This window comes from Nitrincola iocasae, assembly GCF_008727795.1.
In the GTDB taxonomy this organism is placed as follows: domain Bacteria; phylum Pseudomonadota; class Gammaproteobacteria; order Pseudomonadales; family Balneatricaceae; genus Nitrincola; species Nitrincola iocasae.
Window position 1 is genome coordinate 4,105,116 of sequence record NZ_CP044222.1, and the last position, 24,117, is coordinate 4,129,232.

The window sequence follows — 24,117 nt, forward strand, 5'->3', positions numbered from 1 at the left end:
GGAATGTCTCATGGCAAAAACCATATTAATCGTTGATGACTCCGCCTCTATCCGACAGGTCGTTGCCATTACCCTTAAAGGCGCAGGCTATGATGTGGTTGAGGCTTGCGATGGTAAAGATGCACTGAGCAAATTGGATGGCCGCAAAATCCATCTGATTATCAGCGATGTGAACATGCCGAATATGGATGGCATCACTTTCGTGAAACAGATGAAAATCCTACCCGCTTATAAGTTCACGCCGGTGATTATGCTTACCACAGAAGCTGGCGCTGACAAGAAGGCTGAAGGCCAATCCGCTGGTGCTAAGGCCTGGGTGGTCAAGCCTTTCCAGCCGACGCAGATGCTGACAGCGGTTTCCAAGCTGATAATGCCCTGAGGGAATAATATGGATATTCAGATTCAACTAGATGAACAGGGCCGCTGTCTCGCATTTTTGAGTGGTGAATTCAGCATTTACCATGCCGCTGATATGAAAGCAAAACTACTCGAGGCGCTCAATCTCTGCACCGAAATGGAGCTGAATCTTGCTGATGTGAGCGAGATCGATACGGCTGGGCTGCAACTTCTGGTGATGGTCGAACAGGAGGCGCTGCGTACTGACAAGCGCTTGCACCTAACTGAACATAGTGCGGCGGTGGTAGATATCATGCAGCTATATGATCTTACTGGCTATTTTGGTGATCCGGTGCTGATCAAATCCAAGACATCCTGACCCAAGGAAACCGCCATGAATATGGACGAAGTGCTGCAGACTTTCATCGCAGAAAGCCGTGAGCTACTACAACAGATGGAAGATTCGTTGCTGTCTCTGGAGCAGAGTAACGACGATCCGGAAATCATCAACGCGATCTTTCGTGCAGCGCATACGATCAAAGGCTCTGCGGGACTGTTTGGGCTGGATCATGTCGTTGCTTTCACCCACGTTGCCGAGAGTGTACTTGATCGAGTACGTGATGGTGAACTCTCTATTAATGATGACCTATCAGCACTGATGTTGACAGTCTGTGATCATATCGGTGTGCTGATCGAACTGATTGCAGCTGGCGAATCTATGGATGATGCCACCGCGCAACATGGCGCTCAGCTTGTCGAACAATTGCAAAGTTATCTTGTTGAAAAAGAACAGGATAAAACTGGCGAGGATGAAAAGCATCACGTGCCATTGGCAATTGCTGAGGACTCGAATACAAACTCCTTTGTCCGTTTTGTTGATGACACGGCTGAGACTGATAACTGGCATATCTCTTTGAGATTTGGCGCTGATGTGCTTCGTAATGGCATGGACCCAGCCTCGTTCATTCGCTACCTCGGTACCTTCGGCCGCATTGTTCGCATTGTTACGCTGCTTGACCGCCTTCCAGATGCAACGGCGATGGATCCAGAGACCAATTACCTTGGATTTGAGGTCGCCTTTAATAGCGAGACCGACAAGGCCGAAATTGAGAGTGTGTTTGATTTTGTCCGCGATGATTGTGAGATACGTATCCTGCCGCCGCACAGCAAAATTATTAAATACCAGAGCCTTATCCGCGACCTGCCTGAGGAGGAGATGCGTCTGGGCGAAATTCTGATTCGCTGTGGCACGCTCACCCAGATTGAGCTGGATAGTGTCCTTGTAACACAGGCGAAGGACAAGGGCCAAAGTCTACGGCCTATTGGTGAGGTGTTGGTTGAGGAGCATCTGGTGCGGCCAGCCGTGGTCGAAGCGGCACTGGAAAAGCAAAAGCAGGTGAAGGAAAAACGCGGCGGTGATGCCGGTCTTATCCGTGTCGACGCGGCCAAGCTTGACCAACTGATCAACCTGATTGGTGAGCTCATTATTGCCGGTGCCGGTGCCAGTCTTATCGCCGAAAAGGCCGGTATGGCTGAACTTAATGAAGCCAACGAGACCATGACGCGCCTGGTTGAAGAGGTTCGTGATTCTGCGCTCACACTGCGGATGGTGCAGATCGGTGGCACTTTCAATCGCTTCCAGCGTGTGGTGCATGATGTATCTAAAGAGCTTGGTAAGGATATCCGCCTGGAAATTAGCGGTGGCGAGACTGAGCTGGATAAAACCTTGATAGAAAAAATTGGTGACCCGCTGATGCACCTGGTACGCAATTCCATGGATCATGGCATCGAGTCGGCCGAGGTTCGGCTGGCAAAGGGGAAGCCCACGCAGGGTAAGGTACGTCTCAACGCCTGTCATGATGCTGGCAGCATTGTGATAGAGGTCTCTGACGATGGTGCAGGCCTTGATCGTGATCGAATCTTCACCAAGGCCGTTGATAAGGGTTTGATTAGTGCCGATGCTGTGCTTTCCGACAAGGAAATCTACAACCTTATCTTTGAACCAGGTTTCTCCACCGTCGACCAGGTCAGCAATCTGTCCGGCCGTGGTGTCGGCATGGATGTAGTGCGTCGCAATATTCAGGCCCTGCGTGGCTCTGTTGAACTTGATAGTGAACCGGGTAACGGCTCAAAGGTGCGCATCCGTCTGCCCCTCACGCTGGCCATTATCGATGGTTTTCTGATCGGGGTTGGTGACGCTTCCTATGTTGTGCCACTGGACATGGTGGTTGAGTGTATCGAACTTGATCACGCGCAGCAGGACACCCGCTCTGGTCATTATATCAACCTGCGCGGTGAGGTATTGCCTTATGTCCGTCTGCGCGATCAGTTCGACATTAATGGCGAACCCAGCCGGCGCGAGAACATCGTTGTTGTCAACTATGCGGGGCATAAAGCGGGCTTGGTGGTTGACCGCTTGATGGGTGAGTTTCAGACCGTGATCAAACCTCTCGGCAAGGTGTTTTCCGTGGTGCGTGGCATTGGTGGATTCACAATTCTGGGCAGTGGTGAAGTGGCGCTGATTCTTGATGTTGCCGGGCTGATCCGGCAGGTGACGAGCGGTGAAGAGCGTAGCGCAGGACAGTTGGCGACAATCGAATGACGACATTCCGACGAACTGATTGCTTAGTTTAGGTTTTAACTGGTAGTGGCGTTAGCCGCATTAATTCAAAGCTGATGTGAATTCTTTCAAGGGGAAAGTGAAAATGTTCAAAAATATGAAAATCGGTACGCGCCTGGGCCTGGGGTTTGGCCTAGTGCTGCTGTTGCTGTCGGTTATTGCTTTTGTTGGTATCACCCGATTGTCGGCGGTACAAGATAACTTTGATGTGGTCGTTAATGAAAACAATGTCAAGATAAAAGCTATTAGTAATATGCGCGACAGCTTAAACATCAGCGCGCGCTCAGTGCGCAACATGATTATATTAGATAATACCGAGGATAAGAACTCGGAGTACCAACGCATCCTTGAGGCGCGCAAGAACTATGAAGAGTACAGCAACACGCTCGTCAGTCTTCTTGTTACTGATAATGCCAGAACGTTCATGACAGAAATAGAAGCAGCAGGTACAAATACCAATACGTTGTTTGATATGGTCATTGAACTGACTATGGCAGGTCGGGAAGATGAGGCCAGAGAGATTCTCTTAATCAAGGTTAGGGACGCGCAGAGTGGGTGGTTCTCGGCGCTGGACACTATGCTCCAAATTAATGAGCGGTATAACGCGGAGCTCGAACAATCCGCGCGGCAGAATTATAAGATTGCCTTTACCTTGATGCTGACGTTGGCTATCGCAGCAGCACTATTCTCTATCGGCATTGCTTTCTGGGTCACTCGCAGCATTACAAGGCCTATTGGTTCTGCTGTTAGCGTAGCCGAAAAACTAGCTGAGGGTGACCTGACGGTAGAAATTGATGTGGATTCCAAGGATGAGACCGGCCAGTTGCTGGCTGCAATGCAGCGGATGGTGGGTAAGTTGTCGCAGATTATCGGCGAAGTCCGTAGCTCAGGTGATGCTTTGTCATCAGCCTCAGAAGAAGTCAGTGCAACGGCGCAGAGTATGTCACAGGCATCCAGCGAACAGGCCGCTTCGGTAGAAGAAACCTCTGCTTCAGTGGAGCAGATGGGGGCTTCGATCAATCAGAACACTGATAGCGCCAAGGTCACTGAAGGTATTGCATCTAAAGCCGCGCAGGAAGCGAATGAGGGTGGTGAAGCAGTTAAAGAAACAGTGATGGCAATGAATACTATTGCCGACAAGATCAGCATCATCGATGACATCGCTTACCAAACCAACCTGTTGGCCTTGAACGCGGCCATTGAAGCGGCGCGTGCCGGAGAGCATGGCAAAGGCTTTGCGGTGGTTGCGGCGGAAGTGCGCAAGTTGGCTGAGCGCAGCCAAGTGGCCGCGCAGGAAATTGGCGAAGTAGCGAAGAGCTCAGTGGGCCTAGCTGAAAAGGCAGGTAAACTGCTGGAAGAGATTGTACCGGGTATCAACCGCACTTCTGACCTGGTGCAGGAAATTACTGCAGCATCGCAGGAGCAGTCCGTCGGTGCGAATCAGATTAATACCGCAATGGACCAGTTGAACCAGATCACCCAGCAGAATGCCAGCTCATCGGAAGAACTGGCGGCGACAGCCGAAGAAATGAGCGGCCAGGCCGAACAGTTGCAGCAGTTGATGGCGTTTTTCAAAGTCGATGAGGGTGGTTCTGAAAAATCTCATACTTCTGTGCGCAAATCTAAGAATGCCATGGGGTATTCGGCTGTTAAGTCTTCATCCAAGCTCACTGGCAAGTCCGAAGACGAATTTGTCAGTTTCTAGGAGCGATATATGAATACTCTGACTAAAGCCGAAGAAGCCGTCTCTCAAGTTGATACAAGTGAAATACAGCAATACCTCACCTTTATGTTGACGGGTGAAACCTATGCCATAGGTATTCTCGGCATTAAGGAAATTATTGAGTACGGTCAGTTAACCGAAGTACCGAATATGCCGTCGTTCATTCGCGGGGTTATTAATCTGCGCGGAGCGGTGGTACCGGTAGTAGACCTGGCGGCGCGCTTCAATAAGGGAACGACGGCACTGACTCGGCGTACTTGCATTGTCATCATCGAAGTGATCAGCGCCAATGAACAGCAGGTCATCGGTGTCATGGTCGATGCGGTGAACGAGGTGCTGGAAATATCACCCAGTGAAATAGAACCCCCGCCAAGCTTCGGTGCCAAGATACGCGCCGACTTTATAGCGGGCATGGGTAAAGTGGATGGCCGTTTCATTATTATGCTCGATGTTGACAAGGTGCTGTCTGTTGACGAACTCGCACAGTTACCGGCCTTGTGATGTCCAAGCCGTTAGTAATTATCAGCTTTCTGTTTAGTGAGTAAGGAGAATGAACCAGGCCGTACTTACTGATCATGAATTTAAGCAGTTCAGAGAGCTGATCTACAACATCGCCGGTATTAACTTGTCCGATGCCAAGAAGCCACTGGTGACGGGACGGCTGTCTAAACGCGTAAGACAGCATGGGCATAGCAACTTCAGTGGCTATTTTGAAACCCTGATGCAGGATAAGGATGAATTGCAGATTGCGGTCAATTTGTTGACCACCAATGAAACCTATTTTTTTCGTGAACCGAAACACATGGACTTTTTAGCCGAGAAACTGCTGCAGGCACGTCCACTCGGCCGTCCCTTCCGACTCTGGAGCGCGGCCAGTTCGTCAGGTGAAGAAGCCTATTCATTGACGATGGTACTGGCCGATAGGCTCGGCGATGGCCCCTGGGAAATAGTAGGTTCGGATATCAGTACACGTATGCTGGATAAGGCGCGTGGAGGACACTACTCACTGGAACGAACCAACGGTATTCCGCGTTCCTATCTGAAGCGATTTTGTCTGAAGGGCATTGGCACGCAGACAGGGACTTTCAAGGTTAGCTCTGAGTTACGAGATAGGGTCAGCTTTCATCAGGTGAACCTGGTCGAGCCTTTACCGCAATTGGGTGATTTCGATGCAATTTTCCTGCGTAACGTGATGATTTATTTCGATGTGGATACCAAGCGTCAGGTGGTGAACCGCCTGTTACCGCGGCTGCGGTCTGGTGGTTATTTTTTTGTCAGTCATTCGGAGAGTCTGAATGGCGTCAGTGATGCGCTCAAGTTGGTGTCACCTTCGATCTACAGGAAACCCTGATGCTCGAACCCGAACACTTTATAGAGATATTCCTGCAACCTGGCGATCTATATTTTGGCGGTCAGCATACGCGTATCCGGACCCTGCTGGGCTCTTGTGTATCGCTGGTAATTTGGCATCCTCACCTGCGTGTAGGCGGTATGTGTCATTTCATGCTGCCTGGCAGAGTGCGTTCACCGCAGACGGGGCTGGATGGCCGTTATGCTGACGAGGCGATGGAGTTGCTGCTGCTGGATATCGGCAAGATGGGTGCTCGGCCAAGCGAGTATCAACTGAAAATATTCGGTGGCGGTAATATGTTTCCCGGCATCATGCGCACCGATGTCAGTCACATCGGCTTTAAAAACGTGCAAACAGCCCGTGAGCTGATTGCACGTTATGGCTTTACCTGCGTATCTGAGCACGTGGAGGGTTGCGGTCACCGTTACCTGATTTTTGATATCTGGAGTGGTTTTGTATCGCTACGGCACAGGGTGCTGAAAGCGAATTGGGAGCCTGTCCAGCTGAACACGGCACTGCTTACGCCATTGGATTATATGGGGCTTGAACCTGCTGCCGAATTGCCGAAGCGGGATCCTGTGACCCTGTCGACTAGGAGGAAGCGATGAGTCTATCTCGGTATTCTCGACCTATGGACGCGAATTTGTGCCGTGCTGTGATCGACTCGGTGGTTGATGTGGTGATCATGGTCCACGATATGGCCAACGAGGCGCGTGTGATATATGCCAACGAGGCCGCATGCCAGCACTTCGGCGTAGATTTGGAGACCCTGTTGACTTGGACACCTGCGCACTGGGACCCCTATCATAACCCCGACTTGGCTATTTCCATGGCCTTAGCTGATGGTCAACCACGTTGCTATGAGACTGAACACCTGGTCGCCTTGGGTGATAAGGTCCCTGTCGAAGTTACCTTGAATCGACTCAATTTGCCTGGGTGTAATTACCTACTCAGTAGTATCCGAGACTTACGAACACGTCAATTAAGGGAGCCTTGTGCTGATTGGTTGGAGAGGCGGGCACTGGAAATGTGCCTGGAACGCAGTGATAAATCCATCTATGACAATCTGCTGGACAGCCTGTTTTTATTCGATGTGGACGTGGATGGCGAGCTTATTGTGGCCGGTTATAATCGTCGAGCGGAGGGACTGATCGGCCTGCGCGAGGCGGAAAGTATCGGACGACGCAAACAGGATGTTCTTCCATCTGTAACCTTGATGGGGTCGGAGTCACCCGAGCGTGCTTGTGTGGCTGATGCATTCCGGTGTGCTTTCGTGACACCCTGGCGTTACCTGATGGCCGTCGACAGGTCGAAAACACCTTGATTCCACTGTTCGATGCACAGGACCGCGTACAACGGGTGATCTATATCGTTCACGACATCACTCAACGCCTAAGACGGGAGTCCCAGGAAGTCGTGCGTACCGAAGTATTTGATCTGCTCTCGGCTGGTGTTGACTTGCATGAGGTACTGGCTAGAGTCGTGATGTTTGCCGAGATTTCGCGCCCAGACCTGTTGAGCGCCATCCTGCTGCCTGATGCCGAGCGCACCTGTTTAGAGTCGTGTATTGCGCCCAGTCTGCCGGAAGTGTTTTTGCAAGCCGTTGAGGGGAGCACTATTTCTGAATCCGCCGATGTGTTCGGAAGATCAGCTTATTTGAAGATGCCAGAAACGGTGGCTAATCTTCTTGATCACGACCTGGGTTCTGCCTGTCATGTGTTAGCGCTGGCCTCTGGATTGGTCACCTGTTGGGTGATCCCTATTCTTGATAGTAGTGATGAACTGCTGGGTATCTTTGCCTTTTTTCGGGATCGTGCAGGCCAACCCGACGCGCAGGATCAAGCTACAATGGATCAGGCATGCCAGATGGCTCGACTGGTGATGGAACGTCGTCGTACTGAGGCGCACATCCGCTACCAGGCAAACTACGATTCCTTGACCGGTCTACCAAATCGTACACTGTTGAATGTACGTCTGGCCGGTATGTTGTGTCAGAGCAAGCAATTGGCACTCTTGTACATAGATATCGACAATTTCAAAGAGATAAACGATACCCTGGGACACCATCAAGGCGACCAAATGCTGGAGCTGGTGGCACGTCGCTTACGCCTATTGGTATCCAAGGATGACCTGGTCGCTCGTATGAGCGGTGACGAATTTATCGCCATACTGTCGAATGTTACGCATGCCGAGTCCACTGCAGAAGCCCTGCGTATGGCACTGGCTGGCGACTATGAGATAGGTCATAGCAACGTGTGGGCATCAGTTAGCATCGGTATTGCACTCTATCCTGAGCAGGCACGGGATATGGATGAGCTGCTTAGTAATGCGGATCAGGCATTGTTCGCTGCCAAGGCCGCAGGACGTAATTGTCTGCGTATCTTTGACGAGGCGATGCGTGAAAAGATTCAGTTACGTGTTCGTCTCGCTAGTGACCTGCGTACTGCGCTGAAAGCCGAACAATTGTCTGTGCACTATCAGCCGATCATCGACCTGTTCAGTGGTCAGGTGATAAAGGCCGAGGCGTTGTTACGCTGGGAACACCCCGAACTCGGGCAGGTGTCACCCGAGGTTTTTATTCCTATTGCTGAGGAAACCGGTGCAATTCATGAAATCGGTAATTGGGTTTTTCGGGAGGCTGCACGGGTGGCGATGCAATGGAACCACCAGGAATTGACGGAAGACAGTGTATTGCGCCGTATCAGTGTCAACCGTTCGCCGCGGCAGTTCTTTACCCGTGAGGGTTGTGATGATTGGCTCGCTCATCTACACGACCAAGGGATTCCAGGGGAAGTGCTGGGTGTTGAGATTACCGAAGGGCTGCTATTGGATGATCGCCCCGACGTGATGCGTCAACTTACTGCCTTTCGTAGCGCCGGCATAGCCATATCACTGGACGATTTTGGTACGGGCTATTCGGCACTGTCATACCTGAAAAAATTCGACATAGATTATCTGAAAATTGACCGTTCGTTCGTACAGGATATTGTGTCCACGGAGGGAAGTCGAGCAATCGTCGAGTCTATTGCCAGTATGGCAGTTCGACTGGGCATGCAGGTGATTGCCGAGGGTGTCGAGGAACCAGCACAGGCTGAAGTCTTGACCGCTATAGGTTGCAGGTTGGCACAAGGGTATCTTTACGCACGACCTATGCCAGAGCAGGCATTTATGGCGTTTGCCGCCGCTGAAATCGAAACCCCGACTCTGCGTTGACCGCAGGGCTACTTAAAAAAATCTGCATAGGAGTGGACCTTTCTTGTCTGCCATTAAAGTATTTATCGTCGATGATTCTGCTGTGGTGCGTCAGGTTCTTTCCGCTACGCTGGCGGAAGATCCTGATATTGAGGTAATCGGTGTAGCGTCTGATCCCCTCTTTGCTATTGAGCGGATGGCGAAAGCCTGGCCGGATGTTATCGTGCTTGACGTGGAAATGCCGCGCATGGACGGTATCACTTTTTTGCGCAAAATCATGGCGGAACATCCAACGCCTGTGGTGATCTGTTCGACTCTGACTGAAAAGGGTGCTGAAACCACCATGTTGGCGATGTCGGCCGGAGCGGTTGGTATTGTCACTAAGCCCAAAATTGGCTTGAAGCAATATTTACAGGATGCGTCCTGCGATCTCGTTGGCGCCGTGAAGGCCGCTGCACGTGCCAACCCACGGCGACTAGCGCAACCCACGGCCTTGCCAAAAATCAAGCCTAAGCTATCGGCTGATGCCATTATTTCTGCTGCTACTGGCACTTTGGCCCAAACTACCGACCGGGTTGTTGCTTTAGGCACCTCGACCGGGGGCACCCAGGCGTTGGAGGTGGTTTTGACCGCCCTACCCCGTGTCTGCCCCGGCATTATCGTGGTCCAACATATGCCAGAAAAGTTTACCGAAGCTTTTGCCCGACGTCTGAATGGCCTGTGTCAGATGGAAGTGCGCGAAGCTGTCAACGGTGATCGGGTGATGCCCGGGCGGGTGCTGATTGCACCCGGTGGGCGCCATATGCTGCTTAAGCGCAGTGGTGCGCAGTACCACGTCGATATCGTTGATGGCCCACCGGTAAGCCGTCACCGGCCCTCTGTAGATGTTTTGTTCCGCTCAGTGGCAAAGTTTGCAGGTCGCAATGCGCTAGGGATCATCATGACCGGGATGGGAGATGATGGCGCTCGAGGGCTGAAGGAGATGCGTGATGCTGGTGCCTGCACCCTGGCTCAGGATGAGGATACTTGCGTCGTCTATGGTATGCCCAAGGAGGCCGTTAAGCTTGATGCAGTGGATCGATCCCTGCCGCTCGATGAGATTCCAGCGGCGATCATGCACATCCCGACTAGTGCTGAGCAGCGCCGAGGTAAATCATAAATAATCAGAGCTTTTCAATAGTAAACAGGGATTCAGCCAGCGCCTTGAGATCCGGGCAAACAAGATCAGGATCAGGCATTAATGGCGACAGGCTCTGACCTTTGCGGGCGATAAACGCCGTGTGCATGCCAGCACGCTTTGCTCCGCCGACATCCCAGCTGTGGGCTGCAATCATCAGGCTGTTTTCACGTGAAACATGCATTTGCTCAGCGGCCCAGCAATACACTTTTAAATCAGGCTTATAGGTCTTGATGCTCTCGACGCTCAGTACCCTATCAAAAAAGTGAATAATGCCGGCGTGATTCAACTGCTTGTCAGCCAGCGCTTGCGATGAATTAGTCAATGCAACCAGCTTGAAGCCCTTCTGCTGGAGTACCGAAAGTGCCGCAATAACATCAGCATGAGGTGGTAACTGTGACAGCGCTTCAGCAAGCGATGGCGCATCATCACTAAGCTGGATATTATGCTGCGCTGCCAGCATAGTGAGTACGGCGTTGCCGATTTCGGCAAAGGAGTGCCAGCCACCACTGGCCGTATCCACCAGTGAGTTGTGCAGTAGCGACACAAACCAGAGATCGGCCAGTTCCTTTCGATTGTCCAGGGTTTTGCTGATCACGTCTTTCAACGGCTGAATGTCTAATAGCGTTTCGTTGACATCAAAAAACAGTGTGGTGATATTAGACAGATTGGGTGCATTGTTGTCGGACGCATCAGTCATTGTATTCATCCTTTCGGCTGGGAAGTGGCGCTCATGAAGATCATCATCTGGCTCAAAAAGTCTAGCACATAGGCTGGGTGTCTGAGTTGACTCTAGTTAGCTATGTACCCTGCCAGGTTTATAGACAACTGGTCTAATAAAAATATAAGATAAGAACATGAAAACAGCTACGACTACCGACGTTCGTAAACACATCCTGGACACAGCTAAGCCTATCATCAGTGGTAAGGGCTTTGTTGCTGTTGGCCTCAATGAAATTCTGCTCGCCGCCAGTGTGCCTAAAGGCTCCTTCTACCACTATTTCAAGTCGAAAGAAGGCTTTGGTGAAGCCTTGTTGGAAAACTATTTTGCTGAATACTCCGTTCAGCTTGAAGCCGTTTTGACGCAGCCAGGTCAATCCGCTGCGCAGCGGTTGATGCGGTATTGGCAATACTGGATCGATATAGAGGCCGATAGTAACCCTAAGGGTAAATGCCTGGCAGTAAAGCTGGCTGCCGAGGTTAGCGACTTGTCTGATGATATGCGCAAAGTGCTGGAACAGGGCACGGATCGTATCATTGCGCGTATCGCTCGTACCCTGGAGGAAGGCATTGCCGATGGTTCCTTGCAACCCTGGACTGAAAGCCGTGAAGCGGCAGCTGTTCTGTATCAGCTGTGGATGGGGGCGAGCTTGCGTGCCAAGATCACTCGTGACCGTAAACCCCTCGAGTCAGCTCTGGTTGCTACCAGACGTATGCTGGGTTTGACAGACTGAGGCTGGAACGAGGTTCAGTTCAAGCCAGCATACTTCTGCACTACCTGATATCACCTGCCACAAACATTTGCACCCTTGCTTCAGTGCACCTAAGCTGAATCCAGGCGGATCGCCTGATTAAAAATTTACGACTTTACTAGACGACCGGTCTAATCTTTACTAGACTATTTTCAAGGTCGCTTCAATACAGTGACTTAATTTCAATTCAGAAACGCGAATAAACGGAGTGATCAATGAATATTTTGATGATTTTGACCTCACACGACCGCCTCGGCGACACAGGTAATAAAACCGGCTTTTGGCTGGAAGAGTTCGCTGCGCCTTACTATGTATTTAAAGATGCTGGCGCAAAAATCACCCTGGCTTCACCCGCTGGTGGCCAGCCACCACTTGACCCAAAGAGTGACGAACCTTCAGCCCAGACCGCCGCTACTGAACGCTTCTACCAGGATGCTGACGCTAAGGAACAACTGGCCACTACCCTGCCGCTGACTCAAATTGACGCCGCTAATTTTGATGCGGTGTTCTATCCCGGAGGCCACGGCCCCTTGTGGGATCTTGCCAATGACGAGACCTCCATTGCGTTGATTGAGGCTTTCGCTCGTGCCGATAAACCGCTTGGACTGGTCTGTCATGCCCCTGGTGCACTGATCAAGGCGTGTGATGCTACGGGTCAGCCGTTGATTGCTGGTCGCAAAGTTACCGGTTTCTCTAACAGTGAAGAGGATGCTGTTGGCCTGACCGCAGTGGTGCCCTTCCTGATCGAAGATGAGTTCAAACGTTTGGGTGGATTGTATGAAAAAGGTGCCGATTGGCATCCTTTGGCTGTAACTGATGGTTATCTTGTAACTGGCCAGAATCCAGCCAGTTCTGAGGTTGCTGCTGAAGCGCTGCTCAAGTTGCTGGTGTAATCAGTCACGGTTAACTTACAAACTTTAAGGAATGTATTATGCGTAGTGCTATCCATACCCGCTTTGGCGAACCTGCCGAGGTGCTTTCTCTGGGCGACAGCCCTACCCCTGAGCCTGGCCCCGGCGAGGTACGAGTTAAAACGCTGCTGGCAGCCATTCATCACCACGACCTTTGGACCATTCGTGGCCAATACGGCTATAAACCTCAATTGCCTGCCATTGGCGGCAGCGAAGCGGTTGGTGTGATCGATGCGCTTGGCGAAGGCGTCACGGGCTTCTCTATCGGTCAGCGCGTTGCTGTTGCCAGTGCGCACGGTACTTGGGCTGAATTTTTCACCGCCCCGGCTGGCATGACCATTCCGGTACCTGAGGCAATTAGCGATGAAACGGCAGCGCAGTTGATTGCCATGCCTCTGAGTGCGTTGATGCTGCTGGAGTTTCTGCAAGTAGAGCCTGGGCAATGGGTTTTGCAAAACACCGCCAATGGCACGGTTGGCAAAACACTGGCCATGCTCGCAGCGGCCCGTGGCGTGCATACGATCAATCTGGTGCGCCGTGATGAAGGTGTGGACGAACTGGCTGCGTTAGGTATTCGCAATGCGGTTTCCACTGCTCAAGCGGATTGGCAGGACCAGGTTCGTGCTATTGTCGGTGATACACAGATCAGTGTGGCGGTTGACTCTGTGGGTGGCAAGGCCAGTGGTGAACTCATGACACTTCTGGGCGAAGGAGGCACCTTGGTATCCTTCGGCTCCATGACGGGCGAGCCGATGAACATAGGGTCCGGCGACGTGATTTTTAAGCAGGCTACGGTTAAGGGGTTTTGGGGTAGTAAGGTCAGTCAGGAGATGAGCCAGGAAGACAAGCAGCGGCTGGTCGGCGAGCTCTTCCAGCGCATTGGCGGTGGAGAACTACAGCTGCCTGTCGATGCGATCTATGACCTGGCTGAAGCGGCTGAGGCCGTGCGTGCCACGCTCCAGCCGGGTCGCAAAGGAAAGGTTTTACTTAAGCCCTGATCACTTTCGGATACAGAAACAAAAATGTAAAACCACTTAGCGCGTTAGAAGGCTGTCGGCGCACATGTGGAGTGCAGCCCTTCGTCAGGTTTTGTCATGGACGTTTCTATTCAAGCGCTCCTGCGTGCCAATGACAAAAACGAAAAAGGCTGGGACGAAGAATATTGCTAGCAAGGTGCCGCTGAGCATGCCACCGAATACGCCAGTACCTATGGCATGTTGAGTTTCCGCGCTGGCACCGCTGGCGAGCATCAGCGGCACCACGCCGAGGGTGAAGGCAAGTGATGTCATCAGGATTGGACGCAGGCGCAAGCGTGCAGCGGTCACTGCGGCATCAATCAGCGTATGGCCCTCGGCGTGCAACTGACGGGCGAACTCGACAATGAGGATGGCGTTTTTTGCCGATAGACCAATGATGGTGATCATCCCCACCTTGAAGAACACGTCATTGGGCATACCACGCAGCATGACCGCCGCCACCGCGCCGAGTAGGCCTAGCGGCACCACCAGCATCACCGACAGCGGAATCGACCAGCTCTCGTACAGCGCCGCGAGCACCAAGAATACTACTAGCGCGGACAGCAACATCAGCAGCGGCGCCTGTGCTGCAGACTGACGTTCCTGCAATGATGCTCCAGTCCAGGCTACCGCAAAGCCTTGCGGCAACTGCGTCACCAGGCGTTCCATCTCGGCCATCGCTGCGCCGCTGGAAACGCCAGGAGCGGCGCCCCCGGAAATACGCACCGCCGGAAAGCCCTGGTAGCGCATCATTTGTTGCGGCGATTCACTCCATTTCAGCGTCACCACTTCGCGTAGTGGCACCATGCCACCGCTGGCATTGCGCACGCGCAGGCCGAGCACGTCGTCTAGTTGCATGCGCGCAGCCGCCTCGGCTTGCAGAATGACTTGCTGCATGCGTCCGGCATTAGGGAAGTCATTGACATACAGTGAGCCCATGGCCGCCGAAAGTGTGCTGCTTATCGCCGCGAAGGACAGCCCCATAGCCTCGGCTTTTGGCCGATCGATCTCCAGGCTAATGCTCTCACCGGGCGGCAGACCATCCTGGTAGACATCGCTGACCACCTCGCTCTGTGCGGCCAGTGCCAGCAAATGTGTCTGTGCTGCCAATAACGCTGCTTCGCTCCGGATGCCCCGATCCTGCAGGAACAGAGTGAAACCGGAGGAAGTACCCAGTTCGTCAATGGCTGGCGGCATCAGGCTCATCACTGTGCCTTCAACGTTATCTGCCATAGCTTGTTGTGCCAGTGCCGCTTCTTCGGCAGTCGTGGCGCCATTGCGCTGATCCCAGTCCTTGAGCATGGTGAAGGCCATGGCGGCATTGGACCCCGAGCCCGCAAAGCTGAAGCCCAGTACTACCATGTTGGTTTCCAACGCCGGGCGCGAGGCGACGTGCGATTCGTAGGCTTTGACCACATCCAGTGTGCGCTCGCTAGTAGCACCTGTTGGTAATTGGATGGAGGTCATGAAGTAGCCTTGGTCTTCTTCGGGCAGGAAAGACGACGGTAATTGTCCGGCAGCAATAACCAGCACCGCGCAGAGCACGGCGAATGCCGCCATCATCTGCCCACTGCGCCCTGCCAGGCGTGCCACGCGTGCGCTGTAGCCCGCTGTTAGGTATTCAAAACCACGGTTGAAAGCACCGAAGAAACCACCTTTGTGGTGATGATCCGCACTGACCGGACGCAACAGTGTGGCGCATAGGGCTGGAGTCAATGTCAGGGCCAGGAAGGCCGAGAAAAGGATCGACACCGCCATTGACAAAGTAAATTGCTGGTAGATTACCCCCACCGAGCCGCTACCGAAGGCCATAGGGATGAACACCGCAGTCAGCACCAGGGTTATACCGATCACCGCGCCGGTAATTTCCTTCATTGCCCGTGCGGTCGCCTCCTTCGGCGATAACCCCTGGGTGGCCATTAGCCGTTCGACGTTTTCCACCACCACAATAGCGTCGTCAACAATAATGCCAATCGCCAGTACCATGCCGAACATGGTCAGCGTGTTTATCGAGAAGCCAGCCAGCAACATTACCGCGAAGGTACCGAGTAGCGCTATGGGTGCGACGATAGCCGGGATCAGTGTATAGCGCAGGTTCTGTAGGAACAGGAACATCACCAGAAAAACCAGTGCCATAGCTTCAAACAGAGTATAGATCACCTTCTCGATAGACACCTTGACGAAGGGCGCGGTATCGAATGGTACCGAGTAGCTCATGCCCGTGGGCATGCTTGGCACCAGTTCGGCCAAACGCTCACGTACTGCCGAAGCGGTGCGTACAGCATTGGCACCAGGCGAGAGCTGGATAGCTGCACTGGTAGCCGCTACACCATTCTCACGGTTAGAAAAACCGTAGGACTGAGCACCCAGCTCGACCCGCGCTACGTCACTGAGTACCAACTTGGCGCCATCGGCACCAGCGCGCAGGACGATAGCTGCAAACTCCTCGGGGGTTGTCAATTGTCCCTGCACTGTCAGTGGCACGGTCAGGCGCTGGCCCTGTAGTGCTGGTTCGTCGCCTATCCGTCCAGGAGCTATCTGTGCGTTCTGCTGCTCGATAGCCAGAGCAAGGTCGTTCATTGTCAGGCCGTAGGCGGTGAGTTTGTGCGGGTCGACCCAGACGCGCATGGCCTGTTCGGCGCCAAACAATTGTACACGTCCGACACCGTCGATTCGGCGCAACTCCTCGACAATATTGCGCGCCAAATAGTCGTTTAGCGCGATTTCGTCGAACTGGCCATTAGGCGAGGTCATGCTGACCATCATCAGAAAGCTTGAGGCGGCTGACTCAACCTGAAGGCCGCTCTGTCGCACGACCTGAGGCAAGCGTGGTTCGACAGCCTTAATGCGGTTTTGCACGTCGACTTGAGCCATCTCCGCATCTGTGCCCGGTTTGAAGGTAGCTATGATTTGTGCACTGCCCGAGCTGTCTACAGATGACTCGAAGTACAGTAGGTTCTTGACTCCCGACAGTTCGCGCTCGACTAGGCTTACCACAGAATCGTTGAGTGTCTGTGGAGTGGCTCCCGGATAAGAAGCGTAAATAGTTACCGACACGGGTGCCACTGAAGGGTAGCGAGAGATCGGCAATTGAGGAATGGCGATGACACCAATCAGCACGATGAACAAGGCGATCACCCAGGCAAATACTGGGCGGTTGATAAAAAACTGGGGCATGGCAACTTCTCCAAATTCAGCGCACGTCGGCACTAAGTTGCTGAGGGGGTACGGCGGGTTGCCAGGTTTGAGCGATGACTTGTGTACCTGGGCTCAGGCGCTCGATACCTTCAATGACTACCTGCTGGCTGGCGCTTAGCCCGGACACTACGCGGTAGCGGCGTGCCACTAGCTCATCGACCTTAACTGCCACTTGTTGTGCCAGGCCTTGGGCATCCAGCACCCAGACGTTGGCTTGTCCTGCCTTGCGGGTGACGGCCTGCTGAGGCACACTCAGCGTGGAGGGATAGTAAGCTTGAGGGATCCGGGCCTTTACGAAAAGACCTGGTAACAGACGATGCTGCGGGTTATCGACCAGTACGCGCAGCAGCACATCGCCGGTACCTGCATCTACCTCAATCCCGGAAAATAAGATATGCCCCTGCATGTCAAGAGGCTTGCCATCACTGCTTAGGATCTCAACTGCTAACTCCGGGACTCCGGAACTTGCCTGCTGACGCATCGCCTCCAACATTGATGCTGGCAGGCGTACATCGACGTACACTTGGTCGACTTGTTGGATCCTCGCCATGGGTGTGGTATCGGTCGGTGAAACCAATGCACCTTCGCTCACTAAGGCCTGATCTATACGTCCTGAGATCGGTGCATCGACGCTGGCGAACTGTAGATCCAGCTGACGCCGCGCCAGCACCGCTTTGGTTTGGGCTACATCTGCGGCAGCTTGATCACGCAGGGAAATAGCATCGTCATACATCTGTATGCTGACAGCCTTGGTTTGTATCAAAGAGGACAAACGTTCAGCCTCTTGACGAGCCCGAAACAATACCGCTTCGGCACGCTGTAAAGCTGCCGCAGCAATATCAACATCAGCTTTAAATGGCGCAGGATTTATTTGGAACAGTACTGTGCCAGATTTTATATCGGTGCCCTGTTCGAATAGACGATTTTGAACTATGCCGCTAATTTGCGCGCGGATCTCAGCGCTGCGAACAGCAGCTACGCGACCGACAAGGTCTTCAGTAACCAGTAATTCTTCGTTTTCTAGTGTCATCACCGACACATGAACCGGAGCAGATGTATCTTCATCCTGCTCCGCTGAATCACAACCTACCAACCCTAACACGGCAATTCCTAACACTAACACAAAGCTTAAGTGCCGCTGTTTGATGAACATAACCTATACTCCTCAATGTACCGTGCTGTCCCTAATGGCGTTTTATCAAGCGTCAGAGAACCAAGACTGAATTCTAACCAGTCGCTATTGCGAATTATTCGAGGCTTTGTGGAGAATGTATGGAGGGAGTGATAATGTTCAACAATTTTAGCGTTGGAGCGATTCATGTCCAATTTCAATACACCCGTAAGCCCTATGACTGCGGCACTCGTATTGATTGCCGAGGATGAAGCCGAGATTGCCGAGATCCTCATTGCCTATTTGCAGCGCAGCGGGCTGCGAACCCAACATGCTACGGATGGTCTCCAAGCGTTAGCCATGCATCAAACATTTAAGCCAGATCTACTGCTACTCGATGTACAGATGCCGAATCTAGATGGCTGGAATGTACTGAATGAAATTCGCTCCCGTGGTGACACGCCAGTGATAATGCTCACCGCGCTTGATCAGGATATCGATAAATTAATGGGGTTACGCCTCGGTGCAGACGACTACGTGGTTAAACCATTCAACCCGGCCGAAGTGGTGGCCAGGGTACAGGCGGTACTGCGACGCGCCCGGACTACCACGCCCACCACTACCCAAATGTTGCGCGTCAGCCAGTTCCAAATCGACTTAGACAACCACGAGGCCAGCGTAATCTGTAACGGTCAGCAGCAGATACTAGATCTGACTCTGACTGAGTTTAAACTGCTCGCCTGCCTGATGCGTGCGCCTAAACGTGCTTTCAGTCGTGAGGAGCTGTTAATTAATTGCTTGCCTGAGGGTGATACTCAGGAACGTACCGTTGACAGTCATATCAGTAAGCTGCGTAAAAAACTTGAATCCCTTGATATTCAAGGAGTGCCTCTCAGTGTCTGGGGGGTAGGCTATCGCTTTGGTGGTAAGATATGAGGCAAGCACCGGGTATACGCAGACAAATCGTCCAGTCCGTAGCGGTAATGGCTTTAGGTATTATTTTCTTGTCGGTGTTCGGCTCCTATGTATTCTATGCCGTCGCGGTGGCCTACCTGCCAGACAGTATATCCGAAACCTGGATACCCTCACGGGTGGAGATGATCTGGATTTTTTGCACTATCATAGCCGCACTGGGGATGGCGTTATTTGTCGCCATTCGTCTGTCACGGCGAATTCTTACACCTCTGAACTCTGTGGCGTATAGCCTGCGCGAAGTCGCCCAGGGTAAGCTCAATGCTCGCGCGCGAATGGACCCGCATGCGATGGGGGAGACGGCACAACTGGTGTCTGACTTTAATGCTATGGCCGAGCGTCTAGAGTATATGACCCGCGAGCGGGAGTTTTGGAACGCCGCAATCGCTCACGAACTCCGTACCCCGGTAACCATTCTGCGGGGTCGTTTGCAGGGCTTGGCTGAAGGTGTTTTTAGTCCCAGCAGTGAGCTCTTCGAGGGACTGCTACGGCAGGTCGAAGGACTTAATCGTCTGATCGAAGACTTACGTGTGCTGAGCCTCAATGACAGCGGCCACTTAGAGTTACAGCGGGTTGAGGTCTGTTTAGCCGAGGAAATCCGTGCGGTGATTGAGACTTTCGCTACGGCGTTAAATGCGAGAGGAATCATGCTGAAACAGGAGCTCGATACAACACTTCAAGTCTACTGTGATGCTATACGAATACGTCAAGCGCTGATGGCGCTGCTGGAAAATGCTCGCCAGCATGCCGATCCCGGAGCTTTGACTGTACGCCTCTATAGTTCTGGCACAAGTTGTTATCTAAGTGTGGAAGATGAAGGCCCTGGTATCCCTGCTGAAGCTGCAAGCTACGTATTTGAGGCATTTCGTCGAGTCGATCCGTCTCGCTCTCGAACCAGTGGTGGCAGTGGGCTAGGTCTCGCCGTCGTTAAAGCTGTTGTTGAAGCTCACGGCGGTCATGTGGTTTGCCAACCCTCGGGCCGTGGAGGAACAATATTCGTTCTTTCTTGGCCGATTAGGCAAGTTTAGGGCATCTTTCCCAAACTGATTCCCACCCAATAAAATAAAATCATAATGTTGATTTGATTTGATGCGTTTTACTATTTTACTTCCCGATACAAAAGCTCGAAAAGATCCGCCCTAGCAGATCATCCGGAGTGAATTCACCGGTGATCTCCCCCAGACTTTGCTGGGCCATGCGCAGATCTTCCGCTAGCAGTTCACCTGCGCTGTAACCCTGAAGTTGCTTCAGTCCATTATCGAGTTGTTGATGGCAGTGTTCCAGCGCATCCAGATGGCGGCGACGTGCCATAAAACCGCCTTCAGTGGTGTTGCTGAAGCCAATGCAGGCCTTCAGGTGGTCACGTAGTATTTCTATCCCCTGCCCTTGTTTGGCGGACAAGGAGATAAGTGAGTAATTACTTCCTTGAATAAGTTGGGGTTCTTCAGCTCGTAGATCTATCTTGTTGCGGATAACGGTAATTTTGCTGGCATCGGCCAGTTGGGCAACAAATTCAGGCCAGATCTGTTCAGGCGTTGCGGCGTTGGTTTCGCTGCTGTCAACGACCATGAGTATCCGATCCGCCTTGTGTATTTCCTGCCAGGCACGGTCGATGCCGATTTTTTCAACCTGGTCTGGAGCGTCACGTAAGCCGGCCGTGTCGATAATATGCAAGGGCATACCATCGATATGAATATGTTCTCTGAGCACGTCACGTGTGGTGCCAGCAATATCGGTGACGATGGCAGTTTCACGCCCTGCCAGTGCATTCAACAGGCTGGATTTACCGGCATTGGGCTTGCCAGCAATGACGACATGCATACCTTCGCGCATTAAGCTGCCCTGATGCGCTTCGCGCTGTACCGCTTCAAGGTCGGCAATGATGGCGAGCAAATCCTGCTGTACTTTGCCATCAGCGAGAAAATCGATCTCTTCTTCCGGGAAGTCTATGGCGGCTTCTACATAGATCCGCAACTGGATGAGTCGTTCTACCAGGGCATGGATACGTGCTGAAAAAGCACCCTGTAGTGAACGCAGTGCGCAGCGTGCAGCTTGTTCAGAGGTGCTGTTGATCAGGTCGGCTATGGCTTCGGCCTGCGCCAGGTCTAACTTGTCATTCAAAAAGGCGCGTTCGGAAAATTCTCCGGGTCGTGCTGGTCGTGCGCCCAGGCTGATGACACGTTGCAGTATGAAGTCCATCACTACCGGTCCACCATGCGCCTGTAATTCCAATACATCTTCACCGGTGAAGGAGTTCGGGCCGGGAAAATACAGGCCAATGCCTTGATCTATGCTCTGACCATCAGCGGCATAAAAGTTACCGTAGTGAGCATGGCGTGGTGTTGGTTTTCGCTGCAACACCTCTCTGCCAATTGCCAGAGCCAACGGGCCTGATACGCGGATAATACCAACACCGCCGCGACCGGGTGCCGTGGCTTGTGCCGCGATAGTGTCTTGGTGTTGGCTCATCTGTGTTCCTCATGGTCCTGGGTGGTTTGTGCGTCACTATAACGAAAAAAGACTCCTTCCGGAGTCTTTATTATCTACAACAAGTGAGCTATCAGCCGTCTTCTTTTTCAATCTGGCGCGTGATGTACCACTGTTGCGCAATAGACAGAATGTTGTTGACCAGCCAGTAAAGTACCAGACCTGCCGGGAACCACAAGAAGAAAAAGGTGAAAATGATGGGTAGCATTTTCATGATTTTCGCCTGCATCGGATCGGGCGGTGTCGGATTGAGCTTCTGCTGCAGGAACATGGTGATGCCCATCAGAATCGGCAGGATGAAATAAGGGTCCATCACCGACAAGTCCTGAATGTAGAGGAAGAACGGTGCATGACGCAACTCAACCGATTCCATCAATACCCAGTAAAGTGAAATGAACACTGGCATCTGCGCCACGATAGGCAAACAGCCACCCAGAGGATTGATTTTCTCTTTTTTGTAGAGCTTCATCATCTCCTGAGACATCTTCTGGCGGTCGTCGCCGTAGAGCTCTTTCATGCGCATCATTTCCGGGCCAAACTTGCGCATTTTTGCCATGGAGCGGAAGGCTTTAGCGTTCAGCTTGAACAAGGCCGCTTTGACGACAACGGTGATGCCGATGATGGCCAGACCCCAGTTACCGACAAAACTCTGAATCGTAGTCAACAGCCAGTAAAGTGGATAAGCAATCCACCAGAGCCAGCCATAATCTACCGTGAGTTTCAGGTTAGGTGCTGTGGCTTCCAGTTGTTCCTGATCCTTGGGACCAACATAGAGCTTGGCGCTGACTTCACTGCTGCTACCTGGCATAACTTCAACTGCTGGAGACAGGAACCCGGCAATAAATTGGTCATTTACCTCACGGGTCTGGTAAGTATGCGTTTCATCAGGCTGCGGCACCCAGGCACTGACGAAGTAATGCTGACTGAATGCCACCCAGCCACCCTGGCTGGTTTGGTTGAAGTTAGCTTTACTCATGTCCTTGAATGTTACTTTCTGGTAGTTGTTTTCATCGGTAGAGAAAACTGCGCCCAGATAAGACTTCATACCCATGGATGTGCCACTGGTCGGGTCTGCACTCTGATCACGCTTTAACTGTCCAAATAGCGTTGAACGGAACGGTGCATCACTTTGGTTATCGATCAGGTAACTCAGCCCAATTCGGTAGCTGCCACGATCAAAGGTGTAACGCTTGGTAATGCTGACACCTGTATCCGTGGTGTATTTCAGGTCAACGTTTAGTGATTCACTGTCATCCAGCGAATAGCTAGTGGAAGACGATTGAAATACCGGTCGCCCATCTGCGCTGGCATCGGGGCCATCACGCCCTACGAGTCCGCTTTGGGCTACATAGGTGCGGTTGGCATTCTGCTCCAGAAGCACGAAGGGATCATAGGCGGTGATTCGGTCTTTGTGCTCCAACAAAGCGGCGTAGACAATATCACCACCGCGGCTGTCTATGACGAGATCGAGTACATCAGTCTGTACGCGAATCTGGTTGCTAGTAGAGGCAGCCGCTTCCTGAGTGCTGGTGACTGGCACGCTGTCACTGACATCAGTTGCAGCGGGAATATCGCCGCTAGATGAAGAGCTTTCAGTTGAGGCGCTTTCAGGAAGGTCAGCAGAGGTTGTGCTGCCATTAATTACAGCCGGTGCTGTAACCTCCTGAGGCGCAGAGGCCGGTTGATTATAGTCCTGATTCCACTGTAAAAAGCCCAGATAGGTAATCAGGGCCAGTGCGGAAAGTAATATGACTCGCTGTACATCCATCGGGATAAACCATCAGTTGTCTTTTTGGGCGTTAGAAGATTTTCGTTCCAGCCGTGTCCAGCTACGCTCAATCAGAGTGCGCAGTTGACTGCTGTCAAGGGTATCGAGACCCTTGCGAGCGAGAATAATAATATCAACGCTCGGCAGTTGGTGCTGACGTAAACGAAAAGATTCGCGAATGATACGTCGAATGTGGCTACGTTTGACAGCCCGACGGACATTTTTTTTGGAAATAACAAAACCGAGTCGGGGGTGACCAAGTTCGTTTGTTCGAGCGAGAATCAACAGAGAGGGGTCAGAGACTTTAAAACTGGCTCTGTCGAATACACGTTTGAAGTCCCCGGGCGTCAAAAGTCTTGAAGCCCGGGGGTATCCGAATTCGGCCATTCAGTTAGTAGCGGCTAAGACTGCTTAAAGAGCGAGTCTTTTGCGACCTTTGGCACGACGACGGTTCAGTACCTGACTACCGTTTTTGGTTGCCATGCGTGCACGGAAGCCGTGCGTACGAGCGCGTTTCAGTACGCTTGGTTGAAATGTTCTTTTCATTGCCCAGTCCTGCTTACGTTGTGTGGTGCGTGCGTGGCAAGTATCCACGATGTATGTAAAAATCAGACGCGAAATTATAGTTGCAGGGGCTTTTGCTTGCAAACCTTTTCTGGCTTTTTGTTGATTTATCTGTATAGCTGGCACAGGCGAGGTTGTGGATAACTCTCGGTGAAAAGGATAGAATAACAGTTATTGTCAGTTATTCATCAGTAAGAAGAATCGACCCGGGGTTAGTGC

General features: G+C 52.3%; 22 protein-coding genes. 15 read left to right on the top strand and 7 right to left on the bottom strand.

Going from position 1 to position 24,117, the window contains the following annotated elements; genetic code table 11:
• Window positions 1-10 precede the first annotated feature (10 nt).
• The 10 genes from F5I99_RS19035 to F5I99_RS19080 all read left to right on the top strand — a co-directional run bounded on the left by F5I99_RS19035 (window position 11) and on the right by F5I99_RS19080 (window position 10,381).
• Window positions 11-379 (top strand): response regulator, encoded by a 369-nt coding sequence (locus tag F5I99_RS19035; RefSeq protein WP_151058798.1) that lies wholly within the window; start codon window positions 11-13, stop codon window positions 377-379.
• A gap of 9 nt (window positions 380-388) precedes the next feature.
• Window positions 389-715, top strand: coding sequence for an STAS domain-containing protein (locus F5I99_RS19040; RefSeq protein ID WP_151058800.1), 327 nt, complete (start codon window positions 389-391; stop codon window positions 713-715).
• Between the two features lie 15 nt (window positions 716-730).
• Window positions 731-2,938 (top strand): chemotaxis protein CheA, encoded by a 2,208-nt coding sequence (locus F5I99_RS19045; protein ID WP_151058802.1) that lies wholly within the window; start codon window positions 731-733, stop codon window positions 2,936-2,938.
• A gap of 103 nt (window positions 2,939-3,041) precedes the next feature.
• Complete coding sequence (locus tag F5I99_RS19050; RefSeq protein ID WP_151058804.1) at window positions 3,042-4,661, top strand: methyl-accepting chemotaxis protein; 1,620 nt, start codon at window positions 3,042-3,044, stop codon at window positions 4,659-4,661.
• Between the two features lie 9 nt (window positions 4,662-4,670).
• A complete protein-coding gene (locus F5I99_RS19055) occupies window positions 4,671-5,180 on the top strand; it encodes a chemotaxis protein CheW (protein ID WP_151058806.1) in 510 nt (169 codons plus the stop codon).
• Window positions 5,181-5,229: 49 nt separating this feature from the next.
• Window positions 5,230-6,030, top strand: coding sequence for a CheR family methyltransferase (locus F5I99_RS19060; protein ID WP_151058808.1), 801 nt, complete (start codon window positions 5,230-5,232; stop codon window positions 6,028-6,030).
• On the top strand, window positions 6,030-6,638 hold the full coding sequence (locus F5I99_RS19065) for a chemotaxis protein CheD (RefSeq protein WP_151058810.1): 609 nt from the start codon (window positions 6,030-6,032) through the stop codon (window positions 6,636-6,638). Before F5I99_RS19060 ends, F5I99_RS19065 begins: the two co-directional genes overlap by 1 nt.
• Window positions 6,635-7,354, top strand: a complete 720-nt coding sequence (locus F5I99_RS19070) for a PAS domain-containing protein (protein ID WP_151058812.1) — start codon at window positions 6,635-6,637, stop codon at window positions 7,352-7,354. The genes F5I99_RS19065 and F5I99_RS19070 overlap by 4 nt, the downstream gene beginning before the upstream one ends.
• Window positions 7,294-9,243, top strand: a complete 1,950-nt coding sequence (locus F5I99_RS19075; RefSeq protein WP_151058814.1) for a putative bifunctional diguanylate cyclase/phosphodiesterase — start codon at window positions 7,294-7,296, stop codon at window positions 9,241-9,243. The genes F5I99_RS19070 and F5I99_RS19075 overlap by 61 nt, the downstream gene beginning before the upstream one ends.
• A 43-nt stretch (window positions 9,244-9,286) precedes the next feature.
• Window positions 9,287-10,381 carry a protein-glutamate methylesterase/protein-glutamine glutaminase gene (locus F5I99_RS19080; RefSeq protein ID WP_151058816.1) on the top strand — a complete coding sequence of 365 codons (1,095 nt, stop codon included), beginning with the start codon at window positions 9,287-9,289 and terminating at the stop codon, window positions 10,379-10,381.
• Window positions 10,382-10,385: 4 nt separating this feature from the next.
• Here the strand turns inward: F5I99_RS19080 and F5I99_RS19085 are convergent, their stop codons facing one another.
• Window positions 10,386-11,099 (bottom strand): haloacid dehalogenase type II, encoded by a 714-nt coding sequence (locus F5I99_RS19085; protein WP_151058818.1) that lies wholly within the window; start codon window positions 11,097-11,099, stop codon window positions 10,386-10,388.
• A 157-nt stretch (window positions 11,100-11,256) separates the two neighbouring features.
• Between F5I99_RS19085 and F5I99_RS19090 the strand changes: the two genes are divergently transcribed.
• The 3 genes from F5I99_RS19090 to F5I99_RS19100 all read left to right on the top strand — a co-directional run bounded on the left by F5I99_RS19090 (window position 11,257) and on the right by F5I99_RS19100 (window position 13,780).
• Window positions 11,257-11,853: a TetR/AcrR family transcriptional regulator gene (locus F5I99_RS19090; RefSeq protein ID WP_151058820.1), complete on the top strand. Its 597-nt coding sequence runs from the start codon at window positions 11,257-11,259 to the stop codon at window positions 11,851-11,853.
• A 233-nt stretch (window positions 11,854-12,086) separates the two neighbouring features.
• Window positions 12,087-12,764: a type 1 glutamine amidotransferase domain-containing protein gene (locus F5I99_RS19095; RefSeq protein WP_151058822.1), complete on the top strand. Its 678-nt coding sequence runs from the start codon at window positions 12,087-12,089 to the stop codon at window positions 12,762-12,764.
• Window positions 12,765-12,802: 38 nt separating this feature from the next.
• A complete protein-coding gene (locus tag F5I99_RS19100; protein ID WP_151058824.1) occupies window positions 12,803-13,780 on the top strand; it encodes a zinc-binding dehydrogenase in 978 nt (325 codons plus the stop codon).
• 84 nt (window positions 13,781-13,864) lie between these two features.
• Here F5I99_RS19100 and F5I99_RS19105 read toward each other — a convergent pair whose 3' ends face one another.
• Window positions 13,865-16,975, bottom strand: a complete 3,111-nt coding sequence (locus tag F5I99_RS19105) for a multidrug efflux RND transporter permease subunit (RefSeq protein WP_151058826.1) — start codon at window positions 16,973-16,975, stop codon at window positions 13,865-13,867.
• Window positions 16,976-16,991: 16 nt separating this feature from the next.
• The gene (locus F5I99_RS19110) at window positions 16,992-18,149 is read right to left on the bottom strand and encodes an efflux RND transporter periplasmic adaptor subunit (protein ID WP_151058828.1); all 1,158 of its coding nucleotides are present in this window, start codon (window positions 18,147-18,149) and stop codon (window positions 16,992-16,994) included.
• A 165-nt stretch (window positions 18,150-18,314) separates the two neighbouring features.
• Here F5I99_RS19110 and F5I99_RS19115 point away from each other — a divergent pair, with 165 nt between their 5' ends.
• The gene (locus F5I99_RS19115; RefSeq protein ID WP_151058830.1) at window positions 18,315-19,043 is read left to right on the top strand and encodes a response regulator; all 729 of its coding nucleotides are present in this window, start codon (window positions 18,315-18,317) and stop codon (window positions 19,041-19,043) included.
• Window positions 19,040-20,107, top strand: coding sequence for an ATP-binding protein (locus tag F5I99_RS19120; protein WP_151058832.1), 1,068 nt, complete (start codon window positions 19,040-19,042; stop codon window positions 20,105-20,107). Before F5I99_RS19115 ends, F5I99_RS19120 begins: the two co-directional genes overlap by 4 nt.
• A gap of 76 nt (window positions 20,108-20,183) precedes the next feature.
• Here F5I99_RS19120 and mnmE read toward each other — a convergent pair whose 3' ends face one another.
• The 4 genes from mnmE to rpmH form a co-directional block, all read right to left on the bottom strand.
• Complete coding sequence (gene mnmE / locus F5I99_RS19125) at window positions 20,184-21,548, bottom strand: tRNA uridine-5-carboxymethylaminomethyl(34) synthesis GTPase MnmE (protein ID WP_151058834.1); 1,365 nt, start codon at window positions 21,546-21,548, stop codon at window positions 20,184-20,186.
• A 91-nt stretch (window positions 21,549-21,639) separates the two neighbouring features.
• A complete protein-coding gene (gene yidC, locus F5I99_RS19130; RefSeq protein ID WP_151058836.1) occupies window positions 21,640-23,334 on the bottom strand; it encodes a membrane protein insertase YidC in 1,695 nt (564 codons plus the stop codon).
• Between the two features lie 12 nt (window positions 23,335-23,346).
• Window positions 23,347-23,721, bottom strand: coding sequence for a ribonuclease P protein component (gene rnpA / locus F5I99_RS19135; RefSeq protein ID WP_081960718.1), 375 nt, complete (start codon window positions 23,719-23,721; stop codon window positions 23,347-23,349).
• A 24-nt stretch (window positions 23,722-23,745) separates the two neighbouring features.
• Window positions 23,746-23,880, bottom strand: a complete 135-nt coding sequence (rpmH, locus tag F5I99_RS19140) for a 50S ribosomal protein L34 (protein ID WP_151058838.1) — start codon at window positions 23,878-23,880, stop codon at window positions 23,746-23,748.
• Window positions 23,881-24,117 lie beyond the last annotated feature (237 nt).

What these genes read in the sequence shown, in the direction of transcription:
- F5I99_RS19045 (WP_151058802.1), top strand. Translation starts at nt 731, where the DNA reads ATGAATATGGACGAAGTGCTGCAGACTTTCATCGCAGAAAGCCGTGAG.
- F5I99_RS19070 (WP_151058812.1), top strand. Translation starts at nt 6,635, where the DNA reads ATGAGTCTATCTCGGTATTCTCGACCTATGGACGCGAATTTGTGCCGT.
- mnmE (WP_151058834.1), bottom strand. Translation starts at nt 21,548, where the DNA reads ATGAGCCAACACCAAGACACTATCGCGGCACAAGCCACGGCACCCGGT.
- F5I99_RS19110 (WP_151058828.1), bottom strand. Translation starts at nt 18,149, where the DNA reads ATGTTCATCAAACAGCGGCACTTAAGCTTTGTGTTAGTGTTAGGAATT.
- F5I99_RS19040 (WP_151058800.1), top strand. Translation starts at nt 389, where the DNA reads ATGGATATTCAGATTCAACTAGATGAACAGGGCCGCTGTCTCGCATTT.
- F5I99_RS19065 (WP_151058810.1), top strand. Translation starts at nt 6,030, where the DNA reads ATGCTCGAACCCGAACACTTTATAGAGATATTCCTGCAACCTGGCGAT.
- F5I99_RS19090 (WP_151058820.1), top strand. Translation starts at nt 11,257, where the DNA reads ATGAAAACAGCTACGACTACCGACGTTCGTAAACACATCCTGGACACA.
- F5I99_RS19105 (WP_151058826.1), bottom strand. Translation starts at nt 16,975, where the DNA reads ATGCCCCAGTTTTTTATCAACCGCCCAGTATTTGCCTGGGTGATCGCC.
- rpmH (WP_151058838.1), bottom strand. Translation starts at nt 23,880, where the DNA reads ATGAAAAGAACATTTCAACCAAGCGTACTGAAACGCGCTCGTACGCAC.
- rnpA (WP_081960718.1), bottom strand. Translation starts at nt 23,721, where the DNA reads ATGGCCGAATTCGGATACCCCCGGGCTTCAAGACTTTTGACGCCCGGG.
- F5I99_RS19050 (WP_151058804.1), top strand. Translation starts at nt 3,042, where the DNA reads ATGTTCAAAAATATGAAAATCGGTACGCGCCTGGGCCTGGGGTTTGGC.
- F5I99_RS19060 (WP_151058808.1), top strand. Translation starts at nt 5,230, where the DNA reads ATGAACCAGGCCGTACTTACTGATCATGAATTTAAGCAGTTCAGAGAG.
- F5I99_RS19085 (WP_151058818.1), bottom strand. Translation starts at nt 11,099, where the DNA reads ATGACTGATGCGTCCGACAACAATGCACCCAATCTGTCTAATATCACC.
- F5I99_RS19035 (WP_151058798.1), top strand. Translation starts at nt 11, where the DNA reads ATGGCAAAAACCATATTAATCGTTGATGACTCCGCCTCTATCCGACAG.
- F5I99_RS19095 (WP_151058822.1), top strand. Translation starts at nt 12,087, where the DNA reads ATGAATATTTTGATGATTTTGACCTCACACGACCGCCTCGGCGACACA.
- F5I99_RS19100 (WP_151058824.1), top strand. Translation starts at nt 12,803, where the DNA reads ATGCGTAGTGCTATCCATACCCGCTTTGGCGAACCTGCCGAGGTGCTT.
- F5I99_RS19120 (WP_151058832.1), top strand. Translation starts at nt 19,040, where the DNA reads ATGAGGCAAGCACCGGGTATACGCAGACAAATCGTCCAGTCCGTAGCG.
- F5I99_RS19115 (WP_151058830.1), top strand. Translation starts at nt 18,315, where the DNA reads ATGTCCAATTTCAATACACCCGTAAGCCCTATGACTGCGGCACTCGTA.
- yidC (WP_151058836.1), bottom strand. Translation starts at nt 23,334, where the DNA reads ATGGATGTACAGCGAGTCATATTACTTTCCGCACTGGCCCTGATTACC.
- F5I99_RS19055 (WP_151058806.1), top strand. Translation starts at nt 4,671, where the DNA reads ATGAATACTCTGACTAAAGCCGAAGAAGCCGTCTCTCAAGTTGATACA.